General features: G+C 31.8%; 21 protein-coding genes, 1 other RNA gene, 2 pseudogenes and 1 riboswitch. Of the genes and pseudogenes, 16 read left to right on the top strand and 8 right to left on the bottom strand.

The features are described from left to right. Window positions 1-103: 103 nt before the first annotated feature. The 4 genes and pseudogenes from KPL51_RS24425 to KPL51_RS00850 form a co-directional block, all read right to left on the bottom strand. Window positions 104-1,026 (bottom strand): annotated as a pseudogene (locus KPL51_RS24425) (glycoside hydrolase family 35 protein); the annotation flags it as partial. 33 nt (window positions 1,027-1,059) lie between these two features. Then, window positions 1,060-1,881 carry a carbohydrate ABC transporter permease gene (locus tag KPL51_RS00860; RefSeq protein WP_216155903.1) on the bottom strand — a complete coding sequence of 274 codons (822 nt, stop codon included), beginning with the start codon at window positions 1,879-1,881 and terminating at the stop codon, window positions 1,060-1,062. Beyond that, window positions 1,878-2,771: a carbohydrate ABC transporter permease gene (locus tag KPL51_RS00855; protein WP_216155901.1), complete on the bottom strand. Its 894-nt coding sequence runs from the start codon at window positions 2,769-2,771 to the stop codon at window positions 1,878-1,880. The genes KPL51_RS00860 and KPL51_RS00855 overlap by 4 nt, the downstream gene beginning before the upstream one ends. Before the next feature lie 70 nt (window positions 2,772-2,841). Beyond that, window positions 2,842-4,149 (bottom strand): ABC transporter substrate-binding protein, encoded by a 1,308-nt coding sequence (locus KPL51_RS00850; protein ID WP_216155899.1) that lies wholly within the window; start codon window positions 4,147-4,149, stop codon window positions 2,842-2,844. A gap of 328 nt (window positions 4,150-4,477) precedes the next feature. On the opposite strand from KPL51_RS00850, the gene KPL51_RS00845 reads away from it, so the two are divergent. The 9 genes from KPL51_RS00845 (at window position 4,478) to KPL51_RS00805 (ending at window position 15,768) form a co-directional block, all read left to right on the top strand. Continuing rightward, entirely contained in the window at window positions 4,478-5,638 is a 1,161-nt protein-coding gene (locus KPL51_RS00845; protein ID WP_216155896.1) for a galactokinase, read from the top strand. Between the two features lie 39 nt (window positions 5,639-5,677). Continuing rightward, entirely contained in the window at window positions 5,678-7,621 is a 1,944-nt protein-coding gene (locus KPL51_RS00840) for a beta-galactosidase (protein ID WP_216155893.1), read from the top strand. A 31-nt stretch (window positions 7,622-7,652) separates the two neighbouring features. Further along, entirely contained in the window at window positions 7,653-9,164 is a 1,512-nt protein-coding gene (galT, locus tag KPL51_RS00835; RefSeq protein ID WP_216155890.1) for a UDP-glucose--hexose-1-phosphate uridylyltransferase, read from the top strand. A gap of 111 nt (window positions 9,165-9,275) precedes the next feature. After that, window positions 9,276-10,274: a LacI family DNA-binding transcriptional regulator gene (locus tag KPL51_RS00830; RefSeq protein WP_216155887.1), complete on the top strand. Its 999-nt coding sequence runs from the start codon at window positions 9,276-9,278 to the stop codon at window positions 10,272-10,274. Window positions 10,275-10,712: 438 nt separating this feature from the next. After that, on the top strand, window positions 10,713-11,426 hold the full coding sequence (locus tag KPL51_RS00825) for a cytochrome c biogenesis CcdA family protein (RefSeq protein WP_244997953.1): 714 nt from the start codon (window positions 10,713-10,715) through the stop codon (window positions 11,424-11,426). A gap of 18 nt (window positions 11,427-11,444) precedes the next feature. Further along, window positions 11,445-12,008 (top strand): redoxin domain-containing protein, encoded by a 564-nt coding sequence (locus KPL51_RS00820; RefSeq protein WP_216155884.1) that lies wholly within the window; start codon window positions 11,445-11,447, stop codon window positions 12,006-12,008. A gap of 56 nt (window positions 12,009-12,064) precedes the next feature. Continuing rightward, complete coding sequence (gene msrA, locus KPL51_RS00815; RefSeq protein WP_216155881.1) at window positions 12,065-13,180, top strand: peptide-methionine (S)-S-oxide reductase MsrA; 1,116 nt, start codon at window positions 12,065-12,067, stop codon at window positions 13,178-13,180. A gap of 91 nt (window positions 13,181-13,271) precedes the next feature. After that, window positions 13,272-14,039, top strand: a complete 768-nt coding sequence (locus KPL51_RS00810) for a response regulator transcription factor (protein WP_216155878.1) — start codon at window positions 13,272-13,274, stop codon at window positions 14,037-14,039. Between the two features lie 4 nt (window positions 14,040-14,043). Next, complete coding sequence (locus KPL51_RS00805) at window positions 14,044-15,768, top strand: sensor histidine kinase (RefSeq protein WP_216155875.1); 1,725 nt, start codon at window positions 14,044-14,046, stop codon at window positions 15,766-15,768. Here the strand turns inward: KPL51_RS00805 and thiT are convergent. Continuing rightward, a complete protein-coding gene (gene thiT / locus KPL51_RS00800; RefSeq protein ID WP_216155873.1) occupies window positions 15,765-16,397 on the bottom strand; it encodes an energy-coupled thiamine transporter ThiT in 633 nt (210 codons plus the stop codon). The two genes, KPL51_RS00805 and thiT, sit on opposite strands and share 4 nt — an antisense overlap. A gap of 86 nt (window positions 16,398-16,483) precedes the next feature. Continuing rightward, window positions 16,484-16,589, bottom strand: a riboswitch (TPP riboswitch). A 108-nt stretch (window positions 16,590-16,697) separates the two neighbouring features. Here thiT and rnpB point away from each other — a divergent pair. After that, an RNA gene (gene rnpB / locus KPL51_RS00795) (RNase P RNA component class A) lies at window positions 16,698-17,073 on the top strand. 150 nt (window positions 17,074-17,223) lie between these two features. On the opposite strand, the gene KPL51_RS24190 is transcribed toward rnpB, so the two are convergent. Then, on the bottom strand, window positions 17,224-17,304 hold the full coding sequence (locus KPL51_RS24190; RefSeq protein WP_312888275.1) for a hypothetical protein: 81 nt from the start codon (window positions 17,302-17,304) through the stop codon (window positions 17,224-17,226). A gap of 325 nt (window positions 17,305-17,629) precedes the next feature. Next, window positions 17,630-17,995, bottom strand: coding sequence for a substrate-binding domain-containing protein (locus KPL51_RS00790; protein ID WP_224853456.1), 366 nt, complete (start codon window positions 17,993-17,995; stop codon window positions 17,630-17,632). A gap of 46 nt (window positions 17,996-18,041) precedes the next feature. Between KPL51_RS00790 and KPL51_RS00785 the strand changes: the two are divergent. From KPL51_RS00785 to KPL51_RS00770, 4 genes and pseudogenes are all read left to right on the top strand, one after another. Beyond that, a pseudogene (locus KPL51_RS00785) lies at window positions 18,042-18,250 on the top strand (electron transfer flavoprotein subunit alpha/FixB family protein); the annotation flags it as partial. Between the two features lie 335 nt (window positions 18,251-18,585). Continuing rightward, the gene (locus KPL51_RS00780) at window positions 18,586-19,218 is read left to right on the top strand and encodes a cobalamin B12-binding domain-containing protein (protein ID WP_216155870.1); all 633 of its coding nucleotides are present in this window, start codon (window positions 18,586-18,588) and stop codon (window positions 19,216-19,218) included. 16 nt (window positions 19,219-19,234) lie between these two features. Continuing rightward, window positions 19,235-19,876 (top strand): uroporphyrinogen decarboxylase family protein, encoded by a 642-nt coding sequence (locus tag KPL51_RS00775; protein ID WP_216156143.1) that lies wholly within the window; start codon window positions 19,235-19,237, stop codon window positions 19,874-19,876. Window positions 19,877-20,108: 232 nt separating this feature from the next. Beyond that, window positions 20,109-21,152, top strand: coding sequence for a uroporphyrinogen decarboxylase family protein (locus tag KPL51_RS00770; protein WP_216155866.1), 1,044 nt, complete (start codon window positions 20,109-20,111; stop codon window positions 21,150-21,152). Window positions 21,153-21,220: 68 nt separating this feature from the next. Here KPL51_RS00770 and KPL51_RS23840 read toward each other — a convergent pair whose 3' ends face one another. After that, the gene (locus KPL51_RS23840; protein WP_263628121.1) at window positions 21,221-21,343 is read right to left on the bottom strand and encodes a hypothetical protein; all 123 of its coding nucleotides are present in this window, start codon (window positions 21,341-21,343) and stop codon (window positions 21,221-21,223) included. An 84-nt stretch (window positions 21,344-21,427) separates the two neighbouring features. On the opposite strand from KPL51_RS23840, the gene KPL51_RS23835 reads away from it, so the two are divergent. Together KPL51_RS23835 and KPL51_RS00765 are read left to right on the top strand one after the other, a co-directional pair. Then, on the top strand, window positions 21,428-21,559 hold the full coding sequence (locus KPL51_RS23835) for a hypothetical protein (RefSeq protein WP_263628120.1): 132 nt from the start codon (window positions 21,428-21,430) through the stop codon (window positions 21,557-21,559). Between the two features lie 110 nt (window positions 21,560-21,669). Then, window positions 21,670-24,180: an ASKHA domain-containing protein gene (locus tag KPL51_RS00765; RefSeq protein ID WP_224853443.1), complete on the top strand. Its 2,511-nt coding sequence runs from the start codon at window positions 21,670-21,672 to the stop codon at window positions 24,178-24,180. The last annotated feature ends 31 nt before the right edge of the window (window positions 24,181-24,211 follow it).

The following is a 24,211-nucleotide window of genomic DNA, read 5'->3' as shown; positions in this document are numbered from 1 at the left end:
TTTTAATACTTGTTGAAAAAATAACTTCAGGTATTTCAACGTATTTAGATATAACTTTTTTAAAGGCTTCATACTTAGGAGTTATGTCTCCCCATTCGGTAAGTACTGCATCATAGTCATAAGAAGTTACATCTGGTGTAAGTTTTTCATAATTATTTGATCCATTCATAAAGCCAAAATTTGTGCCTCCATGAAACATATAAATATTCACATGACCTTCACTAAGAATTTTATCTAAATCTTTTGCAGTATCAGATACATCACGTGCATGATGTTTTTCATCTCCCCAGGCATCAAACCAACCAACCCAAAATTCCATGCACATAAGGGGACGATTTCCAATAATACTTTTCAGCTTTGGAAGTGCAACCTCTGGTTTTGAACCGAAATTTGCAGTTGCAAGGACGTTAGCATCTAGTTTTCCAGATTCTAAAGCTTCACCCCAAGGTCCATCTGATGTAACAAAAGGGACTACTGCTCCAAATTTTCTCATCATATCATTTATAGCTTGCAAATATTTTTTATTGTTTCCATAATAACCATATTCATTCTCGATTTGCATCATAATAATGGGTCCACCATAATTTATTTGAAGTGGACTTATTATCTTAAACAATTCACTATAATAGTCATTTAAATGCTTTAAAAATTGTTTATAAGAAGACCTAACTTTCATCCCATTCTCAGCCAGTAAAAAAGCCGGTAAGCCTCCAAACTCCCATTCAGCGCAAATATAAGGTGATGGTCTAAGTATTACCCAAAGTTTAAGATCTGTGCTGTTTTAATGAATTTTTCTATATCCAGGTTTTTATCAAAATTAAAGCATCCCTTACTTGGTTCATTCATATTCCAAGGCACATAGGTTTCTACAGTATTACAACCCATGGCTTTTAACTTTTCTAAACGATCTCTCCAATACTCTGGAACTACTCTAAAATAGTGGATTGCTCCTGATATAATCTTAATCTTTTTACCGCTAAAGTAAAAATCCTCTTTTATTTCAAAAGTGTTGGTTATTGTGTTCATATTTTCACCTACCTAATTCTATATTTTTCAATATTATTTTGCAGAGCCAACCATTCCTTCAACAAAATGTTTTTGCATTGTCATAAATAATAGAACCATTGGCAATGTAGCAATTACAATTGCTAGCATAAGAATGCCGTAATCAACAAAATAAGCTGAAGATAAGGAAGAAACTACTAAGGTCAAAGTCTTCATTTTATCTGTTTGCAATACAATTAGTGGCCACATGAAATTATTCCACTGCAAGGTAAAGGCAAAAATGGAAGCAGACGCAAAAGTAGATTTCATAGAAGGTACAACGATTCTTAAAAATATTGATATTTCTCCTGCTCCATCAATCCTTGCCGCTTCAATAATTTCATTTGGAAAAGATTTAAAGCTTTGTCTGAAGTAAAATATTAAAAACACTTGACCAATGTATGGTAAAATAATAGCCCAATGATTATTCACCATATTAAAAGCAACTACTAACTTAAATAGTGGAATCATTATTGCTCCAAAAGGAATCATCATAGAAAATAGAAATATAGCATATATTCTTTCTTTTCCAGGAGATTTAAATTTTTCAAAACCGTAAGCTGCTACTGAACATATTGATAAGGCTAAAACAGTGTATATAACCGTTACCTTAACGGTATTCATAAAGGGAGTGCCTATATCACTAATTTTAATTAATCTATTATAATTGTTTACAAGTTCTGAGCCAAAAGTCATTTTTCCGTTTGTTATGTCTACTGTCTTATTTGTAGCTGAGACAAACATCCAATAAAATGGGAAAAGAGATAAAAATGACACTATTGAAAGAAATCCATATTTAATTATGTTATTTAAAGATTTTTTTAGCTTATTTATCATTTATCTTCACCTGCCACTTTAATTTGAATAATAGCTAGTATTGCTACTATGAAAACAACAACATAAGATAGGGTTGCAGCATAACCAAAATTTGGAGCATACACAAAGGATTGGTTATAAATATATTGAGAAATACTAAGTGTTGCATTTCCTGGGCCACCCCTAGTCAAATTCATAGGTTCATCAAATATTTGAAGTGTGCCTATTGTAGACATTATAGTCGTAAATAGAATAATGGGTTTTAATTGAGGTACTGTAACATAAAAAAATTGTTGAATTGAATTTGCACCATCAAGTTCAGCTGCTTCATAAGTTTCAGTTGGCACATTTTGTAGTGCAGCTAAATAGAAAATCATATTATAGCCTGTCCAACGCCATAACAAAGCAATTATAATAACCACTTTTGCCAAGGTTGGGTCGCTTAACCACTCTATTGGAACATTAATTATTTTAAGTGCTGTAAGTGAATAGTTAATGATACCATTTGGTGCAAATAGCATTTTAAATAATACAGAGTATGCAACCAAAGAGGTAACACAAGGTAAAAAAATTGCAGTTCTAAAAAAAGTTTTAAACCTTAGTTTTTTAGAATTAAGTAAGGTAGCTAGAAACATAGCCATGGTTAGCATTATAGGAACTTGTACAATTAAATAAATAAAAGTATTGAACAATGCCTTTTTAAACAACTGATCATTAAACATTCTTTTATAATTAGTAAATCCATTAAACTTTTGAACTATTCCTTTAACAGAGTGAAAAGAAAGATAAAAAGAATTAAGAACTGGGTATAAAATAAAAATTAAAAATGTAACTACAGTTATTGAAATAAATAACCAACCAATTACATTAATTCTGCGTTGGCCTTTACTCCTGGGCTTTTTAGTTTTCATGGAATAACCTCCTACTTTACAATAAAGGAATGGTTATAATACCATTCCTTTATCTTACTTTCAAATAATATTATTGAATTTGACTACTAAGTTGATCTTCAGCATTTTTAAGTCCCGCTTTAACGGTGATTTTTCCACTTAGAATATCTTTCATTTGGGCCATTATAGCTTGGTCTCCTTCTGCTGCATAGGAACCATATGAAACTCCAGGAATTTTCTTCATCCAACCAGAGAAATCTTGGAATACTTCTTGATCTCCAAAGAATTTATCTCCTGCAGAGTATGCGGTGCCTGTTTGTGAAGGTAAGTAAGTTCCAACTGCCCCTCTCTCTACAAGGATTTTTTGAAAGAAATCATTATTTCCAGCATACACTGTTTTTAGGAAATCAATAGCAACATCTTTGTTTTTTGAATCATTTAAAACATACCAACTAGAACCACCAAGATTAGTTGCATTCACTGAATTTGATGTTGCAAGTCTTGGGAATGCTGCTACTGCCCATTTACCTGATTGATCTGTTGCAGCTTTAATTGAACCCATGATCCAAACACCAGTGTTAACTGTTGCTACATCACCTTTGTTCATTGAAGCAACCCAATCTCCCCAACCAACAGTATTTTTTACTATGCCTGCATCCTGTATTTCTTTATATTTAGTTACAGCATCTATAAGTGATTGGTTATTTGCCATAGTAACTTTACCATCTTTATCAAAATACCATTGGCCACAAGATTGTATCATTTCTCTTAATATTGCTGCGTCGTTATATACATCCATGCTTATCATAGCTTTTCCAGTTTTTGTTTTAACATCTTTCCCAATTTTTATAAATTGGTCCCAAGTAATATCTTTCATATCTGCTGGTTTGTATCCGGCTTTTGCGAGTATATCTGTTCTATAGAACATTCCTGATACACCTGAATCAAAAGGAACTGCATATGTTTTTCCGTCAAGAGACACAGCGTCAACTTTATATTTTGCAAAATCACTACTTTTAACAGTTGCAGTTAGATCCGCAAATTTTCCAGGATAAGAAGTTAAATATTTTTGTGCATTATAATCTTCAACTAAAGTTATATCTGGAAGACTGTCTGCGGCGCCTGCAACTAAACCTGTCTGGAGTTTTGTTTCTACATCTGCCTTTGCATAATCTACTACCTTAATTGTTACATTTGGGTGGTCGGCTGAATAGATTTTTGCGGCATCTTGCATTATAGGAATGTTAAAATTCTTATCCCAAGCCCACACGGTTACTGTTTGTGCTACGGGTGATTTTGCTACTTCTGTTGGTTTTGTCGCCTCTGGTGTTGCAGCTTTTCCACATCCACCTAATACCAAAACTGATGCTAACATTATTGATAAAATTTTCTTTTTCATAAAGTCCCCTCCTAATATAATGGTTAATTACAATAAAAACGGTTACATAAGTATATTGTAGATTGTTTTTAGTAAAAAAGCAATAGTTTGCAAACAGTTTTAGTAAAATTTATATTTTTCATAGAAACGGCCTATTTAAACTACTAAAACGTATACATTAACCTATTGACATATTTGCATGTAATATATATTTATTAAATAATATTAATAATATTATATATAAAAATAAAACTATTTTAGTAAAACAATTGAAGTTTTACTGAAAAAATGATAACATCTATGTATAAAGGTTTACAAGGACGAATCTACTATTAAAGGAGATTAAAATATGATTAATAAATTAAAAAATATATTTAAAAAAGTGTATACAGTTGAGGCAGAAAAAGTCTTTTTTGCACCAGGGAGAGTAAATTTGATAGGTGAGCATACAGATTATAATGGAGGGAATGTTTTTCCATGTGCAATAACTTTCGGTACATATGCACTAATTAGAAAGAGAAATGATAAAATAATAAGATTTTATTCAGATAATTTTAAAGAACTTGGAATAATTGATGTGAATATAGATGACATGGAATATAACAGTGAACATGATTGGGCAAATTATCCTAAGGGAGTAATTTGGGCTTTTGAAAAGAAAGGCATGAAAATAGATAGCGGATTTGATATATTGTTTTATGGGAATATTCCAAATGGTGCAGGGCTATCTTCTTCAGCATCTATTGAAGTAGCTACAGGTGTTGTTTTAAAGGATTTGTATGAGTTTAATATTGATATGATAAATATTGTTAAGTGTAGTCAAGAAGCTGAAAATAAATTTATAGGTGTGAATTGTGGTATTATGGATCAATTTGCCATAGGCATGGGTAAAAAGGATTGTGCCATGCTTTTAGATACAAATACATTAAAATATGAATATGCAAATATAGTGCTTGATGGAGCATCTATAGTAATTGCAAATACTAATAAAAGAAGAGGTCTTGCGGATTCTAAATATAATGAGAGAAGAGCAGAATGTGAAACAGCTCTTAAAGATTTACAAACCGTGCTTAAAATAAATTCTCTTTGTGAACTAAATGAAGAAGAATTTGAAAAAAACAGATACCTTATAAAAGATGAAGTTTGTGCAAAAAGAGCAAAGCATGCTATTTACGAAAATCAAAGAACGCTAAAGGCGGTTAAAGCTCTTGAAAATAAGGATATAGACTTATTTGGAAAGTTAATGAATCAATCGCATGTATCACTAAGGGATGATTACGAAGTTACAGGTATAGAACTTGACACCTTAGTTGAAATATCCTGGGAAATGCCAGGAGTTATAGGGTCTAGAATGACTGGTGCAGGCTTTGGTGGATGCACAGTAAGTATAGTTAAAGATGAATTCGTAGAGGATTTTATTAAAAACGTTGGAGCAGAATATAAAAGCAAGATCGGATACACAGCAGAGTTTTACGTAGCTCAAATAGGTGATGGTGCAAGGAAACTTTAAACATATTTCAGATGACGATTTAACGAAGGAGGAGTTTATATGTATTTAGGGGTAGACTATTACCCAGAACATTGGGATATTGATTTGATGGATTCTGATTTGACAAGAATGGTAGAAATGGGTGTTAACACTATAAGAATTGGTGAATTTGCTTGGCACATGATGGAAAGCACGGAAGGTAAATATAATTTTACATTCTTCGACAATGTAATTAAAAAAGCAAAAGAATATGGCCTTAAGGTTATTTTTGGAACTCCCACAGCTACATTTCCAGCATGGCTTTCAAAGGCTCATCCATCAATTTTATCAGAGGATATTGACGGACGTAAAAGAGTCTTTGGGGGAAGAAGACAATACTGTTTTAACTCCAATATATATAGGCAATATACTAGGAAAATCGTTGAGCAATTAATTTCACATTATAGAGATGAACAGGCTATAATAGCTTGGCAAATCGATAATGAACTTGGTCATGAGGGTAGTGATTTGTGCTACTGTGATCAGTGCCGTGGGGCATTTCAAAAATTTTTACAGGATAAATACAAAACTATTGAGAATTTAAATGACACTTATGGGACGATATTCTGGGGTCAAACATATAACAGTTTTGATGAAATTCCTATTCCTAAAAAAACCATAACCTCTCACAATCCTAGTTTACAACTGGATTATGCAAGATTTAGAGATTATTCAATTAATAGTTATGCCAAAATGCAAATTGATATTGTAAGAAAGCTAAAGGGAGAACAGCAAGAAGTTACTCATAATTTTTATGGAGGATTTTTTGATAAATGTTTTAATCAAAAGACAATGGCGCAAGGGCTAGATTTTGTATCCTATGATAATTATCCAGTGTGGGGCGGTCTTAAGGAGCCACTCTCCCCAGCAAGTATTGCTATGACACATGATTACGCACGAGGACTTAAAAATAAGAATTATTGGATTGTAGAACAATTAATGGGTGCTCAAGGTCATACCGTAATAGGGTATTTACCAAGACCAAATCAAGCTAAAATGTGGAGCTATCAAGCTATGGCTCATGGATGTTCAAATATTTTATTCTTTAGATGGAGAGGCATGAACAAAGGAGCAGAACAATATTGTTTAGGTATAATAGATCAAAACAATAGAACTTCAAGAAAATATTATGAAGCCGAGGAATTCTTTAAAGATATAAGTCAATATGAAGAGTTAGTTAATTCAGAGATCAAATCAGAGGTGGCAGTACTATACTGCTTTGATAATATTTGGTCTTGGAAAGCACAACCTCAAAGTTCAGAATTTGATTTTACCAATGAACTTGTAAGATTATACACCCCTTTCCATAACTTAAATGTAAATATGGATGTACAATCAGTGGATTGTGATTTTAGTAAATATAAAGTATTGATTTTACCGGTAATGAACATAATAGAGAAATCATTAGCAGAAAGGTTAGAGAAATTCACTGAAAATGGCGGTATTGTGATATTCTCTTTTAGAACGGGTATAAAAGATGAAAATAACAACCTTTATTTAGGCAGTGTATTTCCTGGATATGTTCAAAAATTATGTGGTATAGAAATAGAAGAAAGTGAATCGCTTCAAGCGAGCCAAGAAATTGAAATATTAGGACAGGGCACTTTTGAAAATACAATAGGTACTGGTAAGGTATGGAGAGATATGATAAGTACTACTACGGCAAAGGTTTTATTTAAGTATACAGATAAGTTTTACAGTGAAAAGGCAGCTATAACTTGCAATAATTATGGTGCTGGTAAGGTTTATTATGTGGGATCTGGAGTAGATGAAGATACACTAAATATAATTGCAGAAAGTATTATTAAACAAGCGGATATGCAATTTGAAAAAACACAAAGTGGAGTGGAAGTTGTATTTAGAAAAGTTCATGATATTCAACATAAGTTTGTAATAAATCATAATGAATACGAAGTGATTTATGAGGGCTCTACCCTTAAGGCTTATGAAGTAAAAATAATATAAATAGTTTTAATGACATATAAGGAGTGGTAATATGGCAATAAATATTTCTATAGAAGTTCAAAAGCTACTTTATTATGCAAGGAAAAAGCAATTAATAGAATCCGAGGATTTAATATATACAAAAAATAGGATTCTGGAAGCTTTGTCCCTAGATGAAATTGAAGATTTACAAATTGAAGATAAGGATTATAGACTCCAAGGAATTTTAGATAATATAACCCAGTGGGCTTATGAAAATGGAAAGATAGAGGAAAATGGGATAGTTAGTAGAGATTTACTTGATACAAAAATAATGGCTTGTTTAATAGGAAGACCATCTGAAATAATAAGAGAATTTAGAAGGCTTTATAATGAAAGTCCAATTAGTGCAACAAATTATTTTTATGGCTTGTCAATTAATTCTAATTATATAAGATGGGAAAGAGTACAAAAGGATTTAAAATGGAAATGTGCAACAATCTATGGAGATATTGATATTACTATTAATTTATCTAAACCTGAGAAAGACCCGAAAGCCATTGCTATGGCTAGAAATTTAAAGACAAGTGCATATCCAAACTGCTTACTTTGTAAGGAGAATGAAGGTTATGCAGGTAGGATAAATCATCCAGCTAGAGGTAATCACAGGCTTATCCCAGTTGAATTAGATAATGAAAAATGGTTTTTACAATATTCTCCTTACGTATACTATAATGAACATTGTATAGTACTTAAAGGCGAACACGTGCCTATGAAAATATGTAAACAAACATTTACGAGACTTTTAGATTTTGTTAAGCAATATCCACATTATATTATAGGCTCTAATGCAGACCTTCCTATAGTTGGAGGCTCAATATTAAGCCATGACCATTTCCAAGGTGGAAACTATGAATTTGCTATGGCAAAGGCACCTATAGAGGAAAGATTTGTGGTGGAAGGTTTTAAGGGAGTAACTGTTGGTAGAGTTAAGTGGCCTATGAGTGTTGTTAGAATAGCGGGAACTGATAGTGAAACCTTAGTTAATTTAGCTTATCACATTTTAAATAGTTGGAAGAATTATTCTGATGAAAATGTTAATATAAGCGCATTTACTGAGGGTATACCACATAATACAATAACTCCTATAGCTAGATCGCGAGGTAATAACTATGAGATAGATTTAGTTCTAAGGAATAATAGAACATCTAAGCAGCATCCAGATGGAATTTTTCATCCCCATGCGGAATTGCATCATATAAAGAAAGAAAATATTGGACTTATTGAGGTTATGGGCCTTGCTGTTTTACCAGCTAGACTAAAAACAGAGATAAAACAGTTAAGCTATTATTTAGTAAATAAAGATAAAATTGGGGATTTGGACAATGCTGCAGAACTTTCAAAGCATAAAGAATGGGCATTGCAATTAATTCGAAAATATCCAGAAATAAGTGAAACAAATGTAGATGATATATTAAAAAAAGAAATAGGAATTGTATTTTTAGAGGTTCTCGAACATTCAGGGGTATTTAAAAGGGATGAAAGTGGAACACAGGCTTTTAATAAATTTATAAATAAGTTATAGAAAAAATATTTTAAGGGCGGATTAAAACATAATCCACCCTTAAAATTAAACCAGTTTATAAATTATTGTAGCATTATTATGATGAGAATAAAAAAAGTGAGTGTGAGAATTATGACCACAATAAAAGATATTGCAAGCAAAGCTGGAGTATCAATCGCCACTGTATCTAGGGTATTAAATTTTGATGATACATTAAATGTAACAGATGCTACAAAACAAAAAATATTTGAAGTGGCGGAGGAATTAAATTATATAAAAAAGAAAGAAAAGAATATAAAGAAAAGTACTTATAAAATAGCCATAGCGAATTGGTACACTGAAAAAGAAGAAGTACTAGATCCATATTATTTGTCTATAAGGATGGCTATAGAAAATAAATGTGCTAGTGAAAATATTGAAGTAATAAAATTATCGCCATTTTTTACTACATATGCAAAAGAAATAGATGGAATTATTGCTATAGGAAAATTTGGTTATAAAGAAGTAGAAAAGATTAGACTAGTATCGGACAACATAGTGTTTATAGACTCTTCCCCTGAAAGTGAAGTTTATGATTCTGTAGTATGTGATTTTAAATATGCGACTATAAATGCATTAAATTATTTAGAAGGACTAGGTCATAAAAATATTGGATTTATAAGTGGTGAGGAATATATTAATGAGGGGAAAGATATTTTTGTTGATAGACGGGAAAGAACTTATAAGGAACAAATGTGCGCTAGAGGAATAGACTATAAGGATATTTTGTACTTAGGTCAATTTACACCACAAAGTGGTTATGAGCTTATGAAAAAGGCATTAGGAGATAAAAATAATATTTCGGCTTATATATTAGCTAATGATTCTATGGCAATAGGCGCGTACAGAGCTATAAGTGAAGCTGGACTTAGAATACCAGAAGATATAAGTATCGTATCATATAATGATAATATAAATGCACAGTTTATAGTACCTGCATTAACTACAGTTAGAATCCATATGGAGTTTATGGGCGAAACTGCTGTGGATTTAATGATTGAAAAGTTGAAATCTGGAAGAGAAATAGCAAAAAAAGTGGTTATACCAACAACACTTATAAAAAGAGATAGTTGCTGCAAAGTTCGTGGGTAAGTCATGGAGACCCTGTTTTTAAATTTGAGATAATATCCAACTACAAGATATTATTTTGTAAGGAGGATGAGATTTTTCTTGATTTTTATACAAATACTGTAAAACAATATAATGACACTAAGAAATTTAGAATATTAGAACAGACATATTTAGAGAATTTTATAAGAGGTGAAAGAAATGGTATATTCAAATGTAATCCGCCGAAAGTTAATAAATCTTTCTGAATATATCAATAAACATTAGTAAAAGGTGACTGCTGAATATATTTCAGCAGTTTTTTATTGTTAAAAAATAATCTGTAATAATGCTTCCCACAAACTATTAGTTTGTGGGGATTTTTTTTATATAGAATAATCAAATGATTACAGTATCATAATCTATGTACTAATAGCCAATAGAAGACTAGAATAATATTATAAAACAAAGGTGGTGGGGACAATGATAGGTAATGAAATATTTATGAGTACGGTTTTTGTAGCAGGAATTTTTTCTTTCTTTTCACCGTGCCTCGTACCATTGCTTCCAGTTTATATTTCGATTTTTGCTGGCGATCAAGACAATGAAAACCATGGGAAATATATTAGAAAATTAGGAGCTATAAATATAAATCTTTTAGTTATAGCGAAAACCCTAGTATTTGTTGCAGGAATATCTACAAGTTTTATTATATTAGGGTTTGGGGCTGGTTCTCTTGGAACTATAATTAATAGTAGTGCATTTATAACACTTTGTGGATTGGTGGTTATTGTTTTAGGTATTCATCAAACTGGATTAATACATTTTAAGTTGTTAGATAGAGAAAAAAGAGTGGTTATAAAGAGTAACAATGGGATATTTGGAATATTTCTTTTGGGATTTTCATTTAGCTTTGGATGGACACCTTGCATTGGGCCTATACTTGCAGCAGTACTTGGTATTTCTGCATCAGGTGGTCAGGCATTATATGGAGTATGGTTAATGATTATTTACTCACTAGGCTTAATGATTCCATTTCTAATAATTGCAATTTTCTCGGATGGGTTATTAAGACATGTTAAAAAGCTAAATAAGCATTTAGGAAAGATAAAGATTGCAGGAGGGATAATTATAATTTTAATGGGTATCCTGCTTATGAACAATAGTTTGAATGTACTTACAAGATTATTCGAATAATAATGGGAGGATAAAACCATGAAATATATGAAATTTATAGGTATATTACTTATAGTTGTTTTAATAGGTTCAACTTTAACAGGTTACTTAAAAAGTAACAAAACTAAAATAAGTAATGTGGATAATAAAATAAAATCTGTGGATGTAAAAAAAATGAATGAAGGAACAAAGGCTGCTGATTTTGAATTAATGGATCTTCAGGGAAAAAGTCATAAATTATCTGATTATGTAGGCAAAAAAGTGTATATAAAATATTGGGCATCTTGGTGTTCTATATGCCTAGCAGGCCTTGGGGAGGTTAATACTTTAGCTGCCCAGGATAAAGACTTTGAGGTAATAACTATAGTATCACCAAGCTTTAGAGGCGAGATGAATTCACAAGATTTTAAAAAGTGGTTTAGCGGACTAGAATATAAGAATTTAACAGTATTATTAGATGAAAAAGGCATAGTAGCTAGCACGTATGAGGTTCGTGGATATCCTACTTCAGTATTTATAGGAAGTGACGGGATTTTAGTTAAAATACTACCAGGCCATAAAAGCAATGATGTTATAGTGGATGAATTTAAAAATATAAAGTAATAAAATTAATGGGGTATTTTAGGCCTAGACAGATATGTTAGAAAGGTGGTAATAGTATGAAATTTAAGTATTTAGGAGTGTTTGCGTTAATATTTGCTATATTAGCAGCTATAGTTTTAATACCAGTACTATCTAAAAAGAACAATGTTATAGCGACGGTGCCCATTAAAACATCTAAATTTCCTGATAATCCTAATATCAATATAAAGTTTGATAAATCAAAACTTAGTGAAATTTGGCTAGCAGGTGGATGTTTTTGGGGAATTGAAGCTTATATGTCAAGGATATATGGTGTATCTGATGTGACATCTGGCTATGCTAATGGTAATGTGGATAACCCAACTTATGAACAAGTATGCACTGGAAAAACTAATTTTGCTGAAACAGTGCATGTTCAATATGACCCTGAAAGGGTTAGTTTAGAAGCGCTTTTAACTTCTTATTTTAAAGTGGTAGATCCAACTTCTAAAAACAGACAAGGAAATGATGTTGGAAGTCAATATAGATCAGGCATATATTATAAAGGTGAAATGGATAAGATAGTAATTGATAGTGTAATTAATAGTCAGCAAAAGAAATATGCATCAGTGATTTACACTGAAGTTATGCCATTAAAGAATTTCTTTTTAGCTGAAGAGTATCATCAAGATTATTTAGAGAAAAATCCTAATGGGTATTGCCATATAGATTTTTCAAATCTTAGCGAAGAGGTGGTTAATATAGATATTAAAAAATATCCTAGACCTAGTAACGAAGAGTTAAAAGCAATACTAACAGATATTCAATATAAGGTGGCTGTAGAGAATAATACGGAAAGTGCATTCTCTAATGAATATTTCAATAATCATGTGGCAGGTTTATATGTAGATGTAGTAACAGGTGAACCACTGTTTTCTTCCACAGATAAATACGATTCAGGCTGTGGATGGCCGAGTTTTACAAAGCCTATTGCACCTCAGGTAATTACATTAAAAGTGGATAAGAAATTCAACATGATTCGAACAGAGGTTAGAAGCAGAAGTGGAGATATACATTTAGGTCATGTTTTTGATGATGGGCCCAGTGACAAGGGTGGAAAGAGATATTGTATAAATAGTGCCTCCATAAAATTTATATCTGTGGATAAAATGGAAGCTACAGGCTATGGATATCTGATGAATTTAATTAAATAAGAAATATTTTAAAGAAAAGGTTGATTTATGTCAATCTTTTCTTTAATGTTAAAGACATAGCGAATCACAAATAGTAGGAAGTGAAATTAATATGTATAAGTTATTAGTAGTAGATGATGAAGATATCATAAGAAAAGGAATTTTGTCTTTTGTTAATTTTAGTGAACTCAATATATATAAGGTTTTGGAAGCTAGTGATGGAAAGGCTGCATTAGAAATTTTTAAGGAAGAACTGCCAGATTTAATTCTTGCTGATATAAACATGCCTAAAATAAATGGGTTAGAATTTGCCGCGGCTTGTAAAGCCATAAAGCCTGAGGTGAAAATATGCATAGTTACTGGTTATGATTATTTTGATTACGCGGTATCTGCGTTAAAGCTTGGGGTAGATGATTATATACTAAAGCCTGCTTCTAAGAAAGATATAAGTGAAGCCCTAGGGAAATTAATAAATAAGATTAGTTCTGAAAACTATAAAGATGAGGTAAAATCTATTGTTAATGGACTTAAAAATAAGCCTATCTCCGATAATGATAATGGATACAAGGTAAAAATACAAAAGGAGATTGAAGACAATATTGGTAATCCTCAGCTATCATTAACACTATTATCAGATAAAATGGGTCTTAGCTTTGGATATTTAAGCAATCTTTTTAAAAAACTAATTGGAGTTACATTTCAAGAATATGTATTTAATGAAAGAATGGAAAGGGCAAAAATAATATTGCTTAGCACAGATATGAAAAATTATGAAATAGCAGAAGCCTTGGGATTTGAAGATCCTAACTATTTTAGTACTGTGTTTAAAAAGAAATATGGCATGTCTCCAAATCAATATAAAGAGAAAGTAAGGGGCTAAGTTTATGATTAAACCTAAAGCTTTTAATAAAATAAAATTTCAAATCACAAGTTTTTATTTTATATCAAGTTTAATAGCCATTTTTCTCATGGCGCTTATTTTATATAATAGTTTTTTTAATATAGAACTCCACCAAGATTTAAATGCCACTAAGATGGCTGTGGAAAAAAGTGGAAATTATGTGGAGCTTTATGTGGATAAGTTAAAGGTAATATCTAATATTTTGGTTAATAATAATGAAACTATAGATTATTTAAGCGAAAGTAAAAATAATGAGGCAGAGAAAAACCTGAGTGGACTATTAAATCATACTATAGAAAGCGATCCTTCTATAAAATCTATTATTATTGTTAGTAAAGATGGAAGGCTTATATCTAATGAAAAAAAGTTAAATATGTCTATGTCAAGTGATATGATGAAAGAACAGTGGTATGTTGATGCTATACATAGTAGTATGCCAGTACTTACTAAGGCCAGGATGCAAAATTTTTCAATGGATAAAGATAATTGGGTTATTTCTATAAGTCAAGAAATAAGAGACCAAAAGGAAAATAATTTAGGGGTGCTCTTAATTGATGTTAAGTATAAAATTATTGATAATTTTTTAAATGATTTGAATGTTGGAGCTAAGGATTATGTTTTTATACTAAACAATAAAAATGAAGTGGTTTACCATAAAGATACAAATTATTTTATAAGTCCTCAGCTACAAAACAATCTAATTGCAGAGAGTAAAATGCCTGAAGGATACGATGCAAAAGATAAATCATTAATTCAGCGCTATAAGATTAAGAACACTGATTGGACACTATTTGGAGTCTCAAGCTTACATGAATTGGGCGTAATGAAAAGAAATCTTATAGAAACTATTGTCCTTATTAGTGTAGTATTTTTACTTATTATAGCTTATAGTGGAAGCTATTTTGCAGCAAGGATAACTCGGCCTATAGCAAAATTAGAACAGGCTATGAGAAATATTGAAGAAAATTTTACTACGGTTGAATTAAATGAAAATGGTTGCTATGAGGCTCAAAGCTTAGCTGCGCACTTTAATAATATGATCCAAAAAATAAAGAAACTTTTAGACGAAATATCACAAAAGGAAAAGTACTTAAGGACTTCTGAACTAAATGCTTTGCATAGTCAGATAAATCCTCATTTTTTGTATAATACCTTAGATACTATTGCTTGGATGGCAGAGTTCAAGGATACTGAAAAAGTTGTATCTCTTACAAAAGCCCTAGCTCAATTTTTTAGACTATCATTAAATGGGGGAAATGAGATAACCACAATATACAATGAATTTGAGCATATAAAGCAATATTTATATATTCAAAAGCAGAGATATGGAGATAAGTTAAGCTGTGATTTCTATTATGATGAAAACATAAAAGATGTTAAGATATTAAAAATAATTCTTCAACCAATTGTGGAAAATGCAATTTACCATGGAATTCGAGAGGTAGACAGAAATGGTCTTATAAATGTAACTGCAAAAAGACAAGGTAAAAATATTATATTTATAATAAGGGATAATGGTGATGGTTTCGATTTAAGTTTATTACAAAAAGAAAAATCCACCAAAGATGTTAAGCTTGGTGGAGTAGGAATAAAAAATGTAGATAAACGTATAAAACTGTATTATGGTGAAGAGTATGGTGTGAATATAGAATCCATTATAGGCAAGGGAACTACAGTTTATATAATTGTTGGTGAAATACTGTATTAATCCTTTAAAACTATTTTTGATAATCGTTTTAAAGGTAGAAACGCAATAATTACACAGGTAATAATGGTTTCGACACCCATGTATGAACCATTATATAAAAAGGAATATAAATAAACAGAGGTTCCCTTTGGAGCATAACTTCCGAAAAATACTACACCAGATATAAAATGGCATGAAAATCTTGCTAGCATAGCAAGGAGCACTCCCATAAGTTTCCCTTTAATATCATAAGCTCTAAAGTAACCAACTATTCCAATAGCCATAAATGGAAGGGGATAATCAAATAGAACTTGAACCGGATGGAGAGCAAAGGGGGTCATTATAAAATTAATAATTCCAAATAAAAACCCTGTTAAAAACCCAACTTCGGGGCCATAAAAAAGAGCAATAAGTATTATGGGAACCATACTTCCAGCAGTTACACTACCACCTTGGGGCAATTTTAATACTGTGATAAACTGTAATACAGTAGCTAATGCAATAGATAAACCAACTAGGGTTATCATATGTGTAGTAAACTTAATTTTTCTAATTTTCAAAATTGCATAGAGTAATAAAAATAGTCCTAATAGCGCAAAAATAGCAATGGGACTTTTTGTAAGTTCGGTAATTCTTTCATTGAAATTCATTTTAATAGCCTCCACATATTGTGCTATAGGAGTATTACGGTAAAAACAAAAAAACTATATTCTCAAAGGAATACAGTTAATGCATTTATACATCATGACCGCTTCCCTACGCTGGTACTATCCAGATCAGGTATAAAGGGTTAATGAATTAAATATTCATATCTCAGCCATAAGGCACCCCTAGCACATATATTATTATTTGTTCTAATTATATAATAATATGATATATTTTACAACGGTTTTGGAGGGCTTTTATAATAAATTCGACTTTTGGGATGAAATGTGATAAAATAGTCTTTGCAAGTAAGCCAGACAATCGCTGCTGTAGAAATACAGGAGAGGAACGTCCGAGCTCCATAGGGCAAGGGTGCTGGCTAATTACCAGTGGAGGCGACTCTAAGGAAAGTGCAACAGAGATATACCGCTAAAGGTATTTCAAAGGTCAGTTTTCTGAACTTTGAAATATACTAGTAAGGGTGGAAAGGCGAGGTAAGAGCTCACCAGCGCAATGGCGACTTTGCGGCTATGTAAACCCCATCTGGAGCAAGATCGAATAGGAAAGCATTTTGGGACTGCCCGTCCCGCTTTCGGGTGTATCGCTTGAGCCTATTGGTAACAATAGGCCTAGATAGATGATTGTCTAATACAGAACTCGGCTTATAGACTTACTCGCACCATTTAAAACACTGTGTTTAATACATGGTGTTTTTTATTTTGCCACCGCTTTGCCACCGCTTTGCCACCGCTTTGCCACCCGAAATATTATTTAATTTTTCAGTTGCGTTTTTTTGCATCTCTTTATTGACATGACTATAAATATTCAGGGTTAGATTTGTTCTTTAGAAAATATCTGTCCTGGATGCAGAGAAAGCAGCTCAATAATATCAAATTCAAGCCTCGTAAGCACTATTTGTTTGCCCTAAATGTGTGCTTCACGGTGTTTTAAATCTAATGGTAGGTTTTTAAAATTAAGCATAATTCTATTTCTACTCTCATTAAGAAGAATTGCCCTATTTTCGAGCCTTAAGTGTGCATCAATCCTTACCATTAATTCTTTGAGACAGCCTCTTGTAAAGAATAAATATTGTTTCTATGCTAAAAGCTTCAGGAATTAATTAACTTTAGACTTGTCAATTACAGATATGCCTGTATCAACTTTAGCTGGTCCAACATCTGTTCTAGCTAAAGACATAGCAGAAATTTTCATACCTTCATAACCCATAACATCTGGGTTATGAGGGTATTGTACAAAGAAGATTACCTTCTTTTATAAGGTTGAGAATTGCATCAGACTTATCAAATCCAACTCCTATAACTTTTTTTTCTGCTTCTTTTACTGCATTTCCTATACCAACTGTGGAGCATTCATTAGCACCAAACATACCTACACAACCTTGAGTAATATAATTTGCTGCAAGATCCTTTGACTTCGCAGTATCACCTTCACCATATTGTGTTTGAAGAATTGTAAACTTGCTACCTTCAGATGCAGCACGGAAACCTTTTTCACGAGCAATGCATGAGCTTGTAGCTGCATTAACATTAACTATACATATTTTACCCTCTTTAACTCCAGCAGCCTCAAGTCCTTTAATCATTTCTTTACCTGCTGTCCTGATTAAAATAAAATTATAAATAAACAACAAGCCTGAGATTGTACTTTTTGGTGCTTCTTCTATTGGTAGAGATTTTGCACCTAGGGTATCAGCAAGAGTGCATACAGGGCTAACAGCTGACTGTACAGCATTAGAAATTGATGCTGAAACTAAGTTGCTACTAATGACTCGCCTGCTTTTGGCGGGAACATTATGGCAACTATAGTTTGTGAAACACATAGACCACAAATTACTAGTAACATTAGAGCAATTAGTCATAACTAATAAAAATAAAGAAAATATAAAAAAAGTAGCTGAGTTTGCTTGAGTTAAAACTCAGTCTACAAAAAATATGCCCTTCGATGTTGATATGTTATGTAAAGCTATATATAAAGCTGATCAGTTGGGTAAGTTCAGAGTATTATAAATCTCTAAAATATTACAACAAACAACCACATTAAACTTATTTGAGATACAACTCACAGCATAGTAAGATATTGCTAAAAAGTGTGGGTTATTTACAATACAGAAGTTATGTAAGGGTATATAGTTGAATCATATTATAAAACATAAAATTTTAGGAGGAATTAGTTATGAATTTAGAAGAACTTTCATTATTCGTACAAAAGGGAAATGCTAAAAAGGTTAAAGAATTAGTTAGTTTAGGCCTTGAAGAAAATATTAGTGTTGAGAGTATATTGAATGAAGGGTTAATATCCGCTATGAGTGAGGTTGGCATAAAGTTTAAGAACAATGAAATATATGTTCCAGAAATGTTAATAGCTGCTCGTGCTATGAATGCTGGGATGCAAATACTTGAGCCAATACTTGCAGAGGCAGGAATTAAAGCAATAGGTAAAGCTGTTATAGGAACCGTAAAGGGAGATTTACATGATATAGGTAAAAACCTTGTTAGAATGATGCTTAAAGGTACAGGTATTGAAGTTTATGATATAGGTGTAGATGTTTCAGCAGAAACTTTCGCAGACAAAGCGGAGGAAGTAGGAGCTCAAATAGTTTGTCTATCAGCGCTACTTACAACAACAATGCCTGCAATGAAAGAGATAATTGATGAGTTTACTAAACGTGGTATTAGAGATAAATATATATTTATGATAGGTGGAGCTCCAATCACAGCTAATTTTGCTAAAGAAATAGGTGCAGATCATTATACAGCAGATGCTGCAACAGCTGCTGAAGTTGCAAAATCATTATTAGTAAGCTAGTATGCTAGTAAGGTAAATTGAAGATGGAATAGAGTTAAAGGATTTAAAAGTTCCAACAGAAAGTGATGGAAGATTTCCTATAGTTTTAGAAGCTACAAGAAAAATTTGTAGCACCTTAGGTGATAAAAATGCTATTTATGGATTTATAACAGGGCCATTTACATTGGCACTGCATTTAAAAGGCACAGACATATTTTATGAGATGATGGATGAAACTGAAAAAATTAAAGAACTTATGAGCTTTTGCCAAGAAGTTTGTGTTAATACTGCTAGAATGTACATGGAAGCAGGAGTAGATGTAATTGCAGTAGTTGACCCAATGGTTTCACAGATATCACCTGGTAACTTTGAAGAATTTGTTTCACCATATATAATTCCATTATTTGAATATATAAAAGAAAATGAAAAGTTAAGTTCTTACTTTGTATGTGGAAATGCCACAAGGAATATAGAACCTATGTGTAAATGCAAGCCAGATAGCAAAAACGTTGCACTTGATTTTGCAAAAGGAATTTGCTCAAAGTATGGCATATTTTTAGGAGCTTCTGGAACCCTTGATGGTATAGATGTTAAGCTTCCAGATTATAAAAATCAACCCAAAGTAATTATAGATGTTATAACTTTAGATTCAGCTTCTTGCGACATGCCAGTACTGTAAAAAATAATTCTAGTAGTTTTTATAAAATCATATCACTTGCAAATGAAATGACACGTTCTGAATTTATTAATAAGGCTACAGTGAAAAATATAAAAGAATTATTTGTGGATGCAGAATATGAAATATTATTTTTAATAAGGAGTATTTTTAAAAACGTTATGTAATAGCACACTTTTCTAAAGAAAATGAAGTCAGAAATAAAAAAGATATACTAAATTTGGAGGTAGACATTATGAAGCCAATAGAAAGAGTAGTATTATCATTACAGCATAAGGAAGCCGACAGAGTCCCTGTTTATCCATTATTAAATGGTGCTTCAAGAAGGCTCATAGGAGCCGATTATAAGACTTGGACAACTAATGCGGAGGTTACTGCGCAGGCATATATTAAGGTAACCGAGGAATTTGGATTAGACGTAATCGTGACATTAACTGATTTATCAGTAGAAGCTGCAGATTTTGGACAAAAACTCATTTATCCTGAAACTGAAGCAGCACATCCTGATTTCGGAAACAGACTAATAAAATCTATAGAGGATTATTCACTTGTTAAGAGATTAAATCCAAAGGAAACTCCAAGAATGAGCCAGCATATTAAACTTTGTGACATTCTCGTTAAAGCCAAGGGAGAAGAGGTTCCAATTGTAGCGTTTATATTTGGTCCTCTTGGAATCCTCGGAATGCTAAGGGGAGAAGAAAATTTGTTCATGGATATATTAGAAGAACCAGAGGCACTTAAAATCCCTTTAGAGGATATAACAGATACTTTGATTGATTATATAGATGCACTTATAGATACGGGCATACATGCTATAATGGTTGACACATTGTTTGCTTCTCAATCCATAATGAGTAAGAAGATGTGGAAGGAAACGGAAGGGCCACTTGTAAGAAAATTAGCAGAACATATTCATGCTCGTGGATGCATGGTTATGATTCATAATTGTGGAAACGGAATCTATTTTGATGTTCAAATAGAAGCAATGAAGCCAGATGCTATATCCTTTCTTCATTTACCAGATGATTGTACTTCTCTAGAAGAAGTAAAAGCAAAGTATGGAGACAAAACAACGTTGATTGGAAATATTTCTCCAACATGGGTAATAAGTGCCTCAACAGAAGAAATAGAGGCAGAATGTAAGAAAGTAATAGATGCATTTAAAAAGGATGGGGGATTTATGCTTGCAACAGGCTGTGAATATCCCGCCAATGCACCATTTGATGCTGCTAGGACAATGATAAGAATGGCACATGAATACGGAAGTTATAAAAAATAATTTATTATAAAGGGCTGGTTCATAATATGTTTATTGAAAATTATGAACCGGCCTTTTAATTACTATTATTATTCGATAGAAATAGTAAAATCTAAGATATAATTTTGTGCATATACTATATCACTATCTCGAAGTATGCTGCTCCAACCCATATCACCGCCAATTCCGCTATGAGCAACATCAATATGCAAATAGCTTTCTTTTCTTGTCAGAAGTTGGTATAGGTAACAGAGACTCATTTTGAAGGAACATTTGCACTACCTGAAAAAGATGATATGCTAAACGGTGTAATAGGAGATCCAACAAATGCTACAGCAGAAAAGGAAGTGAAATTAGTAACAAATGTGGTAGGACATTACTGCAGATTAATAAAAGAAATCAGAGAAAAATATGTTTGTGGAATATGATTATATATTAATTTTATTAGCTAAATTTAAATATGGATTACACTTAATAGTTTTTTGCAATATAATTAAATTAATGTTAATAATAAAATGACAAAGGAAGTGCTAATATAATGAGTGTTAGAACAGAATTTGATTTACATATAGAAGAAGATGAAATAATAAGATTATTTGGTTATGAGAATTCGGAACCTGGGGAAGAGGTTTTAGATTCTATAAGACAAGAGATAAGGAATTGCAAGACCTATATTAAACCTCAAATATGGTCTAAAAAAATAAACATTAAGAGTATAGAAAAGGAAAGAGTTATATTAGATAATTCAATTGTTTTTGAAGGAGAATTTATTGCCAATAAATTAAAGGGTTGTAGCTATGTAATAGTTTTAGTTTCTACTATTGGATTAGAAATTGATAAAATTATACAAGATGCTTTTGATGATGATAATTATCTAAAAGGAATGATTGTAGATAATATTGGGATAACAGGTATGGGGTATATAAATAAATCATTTTGGAATAGCATAGTAGATGATTTAAAAGGGACTAATATGGGTATTACTCAAAAAATATCCCCAGGTGATACAACTTGGCCCGTAAATGAGCAAAAGAAGATATTTGAATGTTTTAGGGAAACAAGGATGAATGTAGAATTGCTAGAATCTTCTTTAATGATCCCAATTAAGTCAACCACAGCGGTTTTTGGATTTGGAGAAGGAATTGGAATCTGTAAATTAGAGCATATTTGCAGTGAATGTAACATGCAAGATTGTAAATATAGAGTGGATAAAAATATTGAAGTGAGAATTAGAACTGATAATAATCCCATTTCCATAAAAGCTTTTAAGGGTCAAAACTTGCTGAAAGCTCTTATTGAAAACGATATTATCATTCGAAATCCTTGCAATGGTAAAGGAACCTGTGGGAAATGTAAGGTTTTAATAACTGATATAGCTTTAAAAACCAATAAAGCTGATATAGTTCATTTAAACCCTTTAGAGATAGAAAAAGGTATCCGTTTGGCATGCTCATATAAAGTAGTTAATGATATAGAGATAACGATTATTGCTAAAGAAGAAAATATGAATGTACTAACAGTTGGACAAGAGCCTGCTATAGGTGTTAAACCTTTTCTTATAAAAGAATTTTTAAAATTAGACGTTCCAAACATTAATGATCAAAGAGATGATTTTCAAAGGTTATGGGAAGCGCTACAATTAAAGGGAATAAAAATAAAAGAAATAAAAATTAGTAATAAAATTTTATTTAATCTAAGTCACATTATTAGAAGGGATGATTTCAAAGTTACAGCTTGTATGTATAAAAATACGCTAGTTAAATTAGAAAGTGGAGATACTACTGATGTATTATTTGGAATGGCGGTAGACATCGGGACCACAACAATAGCCTGTTATTTAGTGGATATGGTAAGTGGAAAAACTGTAGATATAGTCTCACAGGTTAACAAACAAAGAACCTATGGGTCAGACGTAATTTCAAGGATTAGTTTTACAATAGAGAATTTAAATGGTGTACAAGTCTTGAAAGACTTAATATTAAATCAAATAAATGAAATGTTAGAATTACTATGTTTAAATAATAATTTATTAAAAGACCATATTTACAATATGACAATAGCCGGAAATACAGTGATGCTTCATATGCTTTTAGGGATATCTTGTATAAATATATCTAAGGCACCATACATTCCTGTATTTACTGAAAATTTGGACTTTAATGGTGAAGAAATTGGAATTAATATAGGTGGAATAGTAAGCATTTTACCAGGTATTTCAAGTTATGTTGGCAGTGATATAACAGCAGGTATATTAGCAAGCGGAATGATGGAATCTGAAAAATACTCCATTCTTTTGGACCTTGGTACAAATGGTGAAATAGCTCTAGGAAATAACAATGGGATTGTTGCTTGTTCCACAGCTGCAGGTCCCGCATTTGAAGGTGCCAATATTAAATATGGTATAGGTGGTGTAAAGGGGGCAGTTTCAAAAATTGATTTTGCATTAGAAAAAATATACGAAACAATTGGGGATGAATTGCCAATAGGAATATGTGGTTCAGGGGTACTAGATGCAGTGTCTGAATTCCTTAAATATAAAATTATTGATGAAACAGGCAAAATGCTTGATGCAGATGAAATAGATAATGTAGATTTAAGTAACAGAGTAGTTCTCATAGATGGAATGAAGCAATTTCTAGTAGAAAAAAGTGGTAAGAATAATAATCCAATTTATTTTACACAAAAGGATGTCCGAGAAGTGCAACTTGCAAAGGCAGCAATAAGTGCGGGCATAAAAATATTAATTTCTGAGAAAGGAATAAGTTATAAGGAAATAGAAAAAGTATATGTAGCCGGTGGGTTTGGCAACTTTATGGATATAAATAGTACTATAAACATTGGAATGTTACCAAAAGAGCTAGAAGGTAAGGTCTATTCTATTGGTAATGGCGCTGGCAGTGGTGCAAGAATGTATTTATTGTCTGAGGAGCAAAGAGAAAAGGCATTAGAAATAAAAAAAGTTACCACTTATATAGAATTATCTAATAGGGCAGATTTTCAAGATTATTTTATGGATTCAATTATGTTTAACGACGTTTCAGATGTATAGGATCCTTTTGAAATGTCATTAATACTATACT

This window comes from Clostridium bowmanii (assembly GCF_018861315.1).
Taxonomy (GTDB): domain Bacteria; phylum Bacillota; class Clostridia; order Clostridiales; family Clostridiaceae; genus Clostridium_AD; species Clostridium_AD bowmanii.
This window is presented reverse-complemented; position numbering and strand designations above follow the sequence as displayed.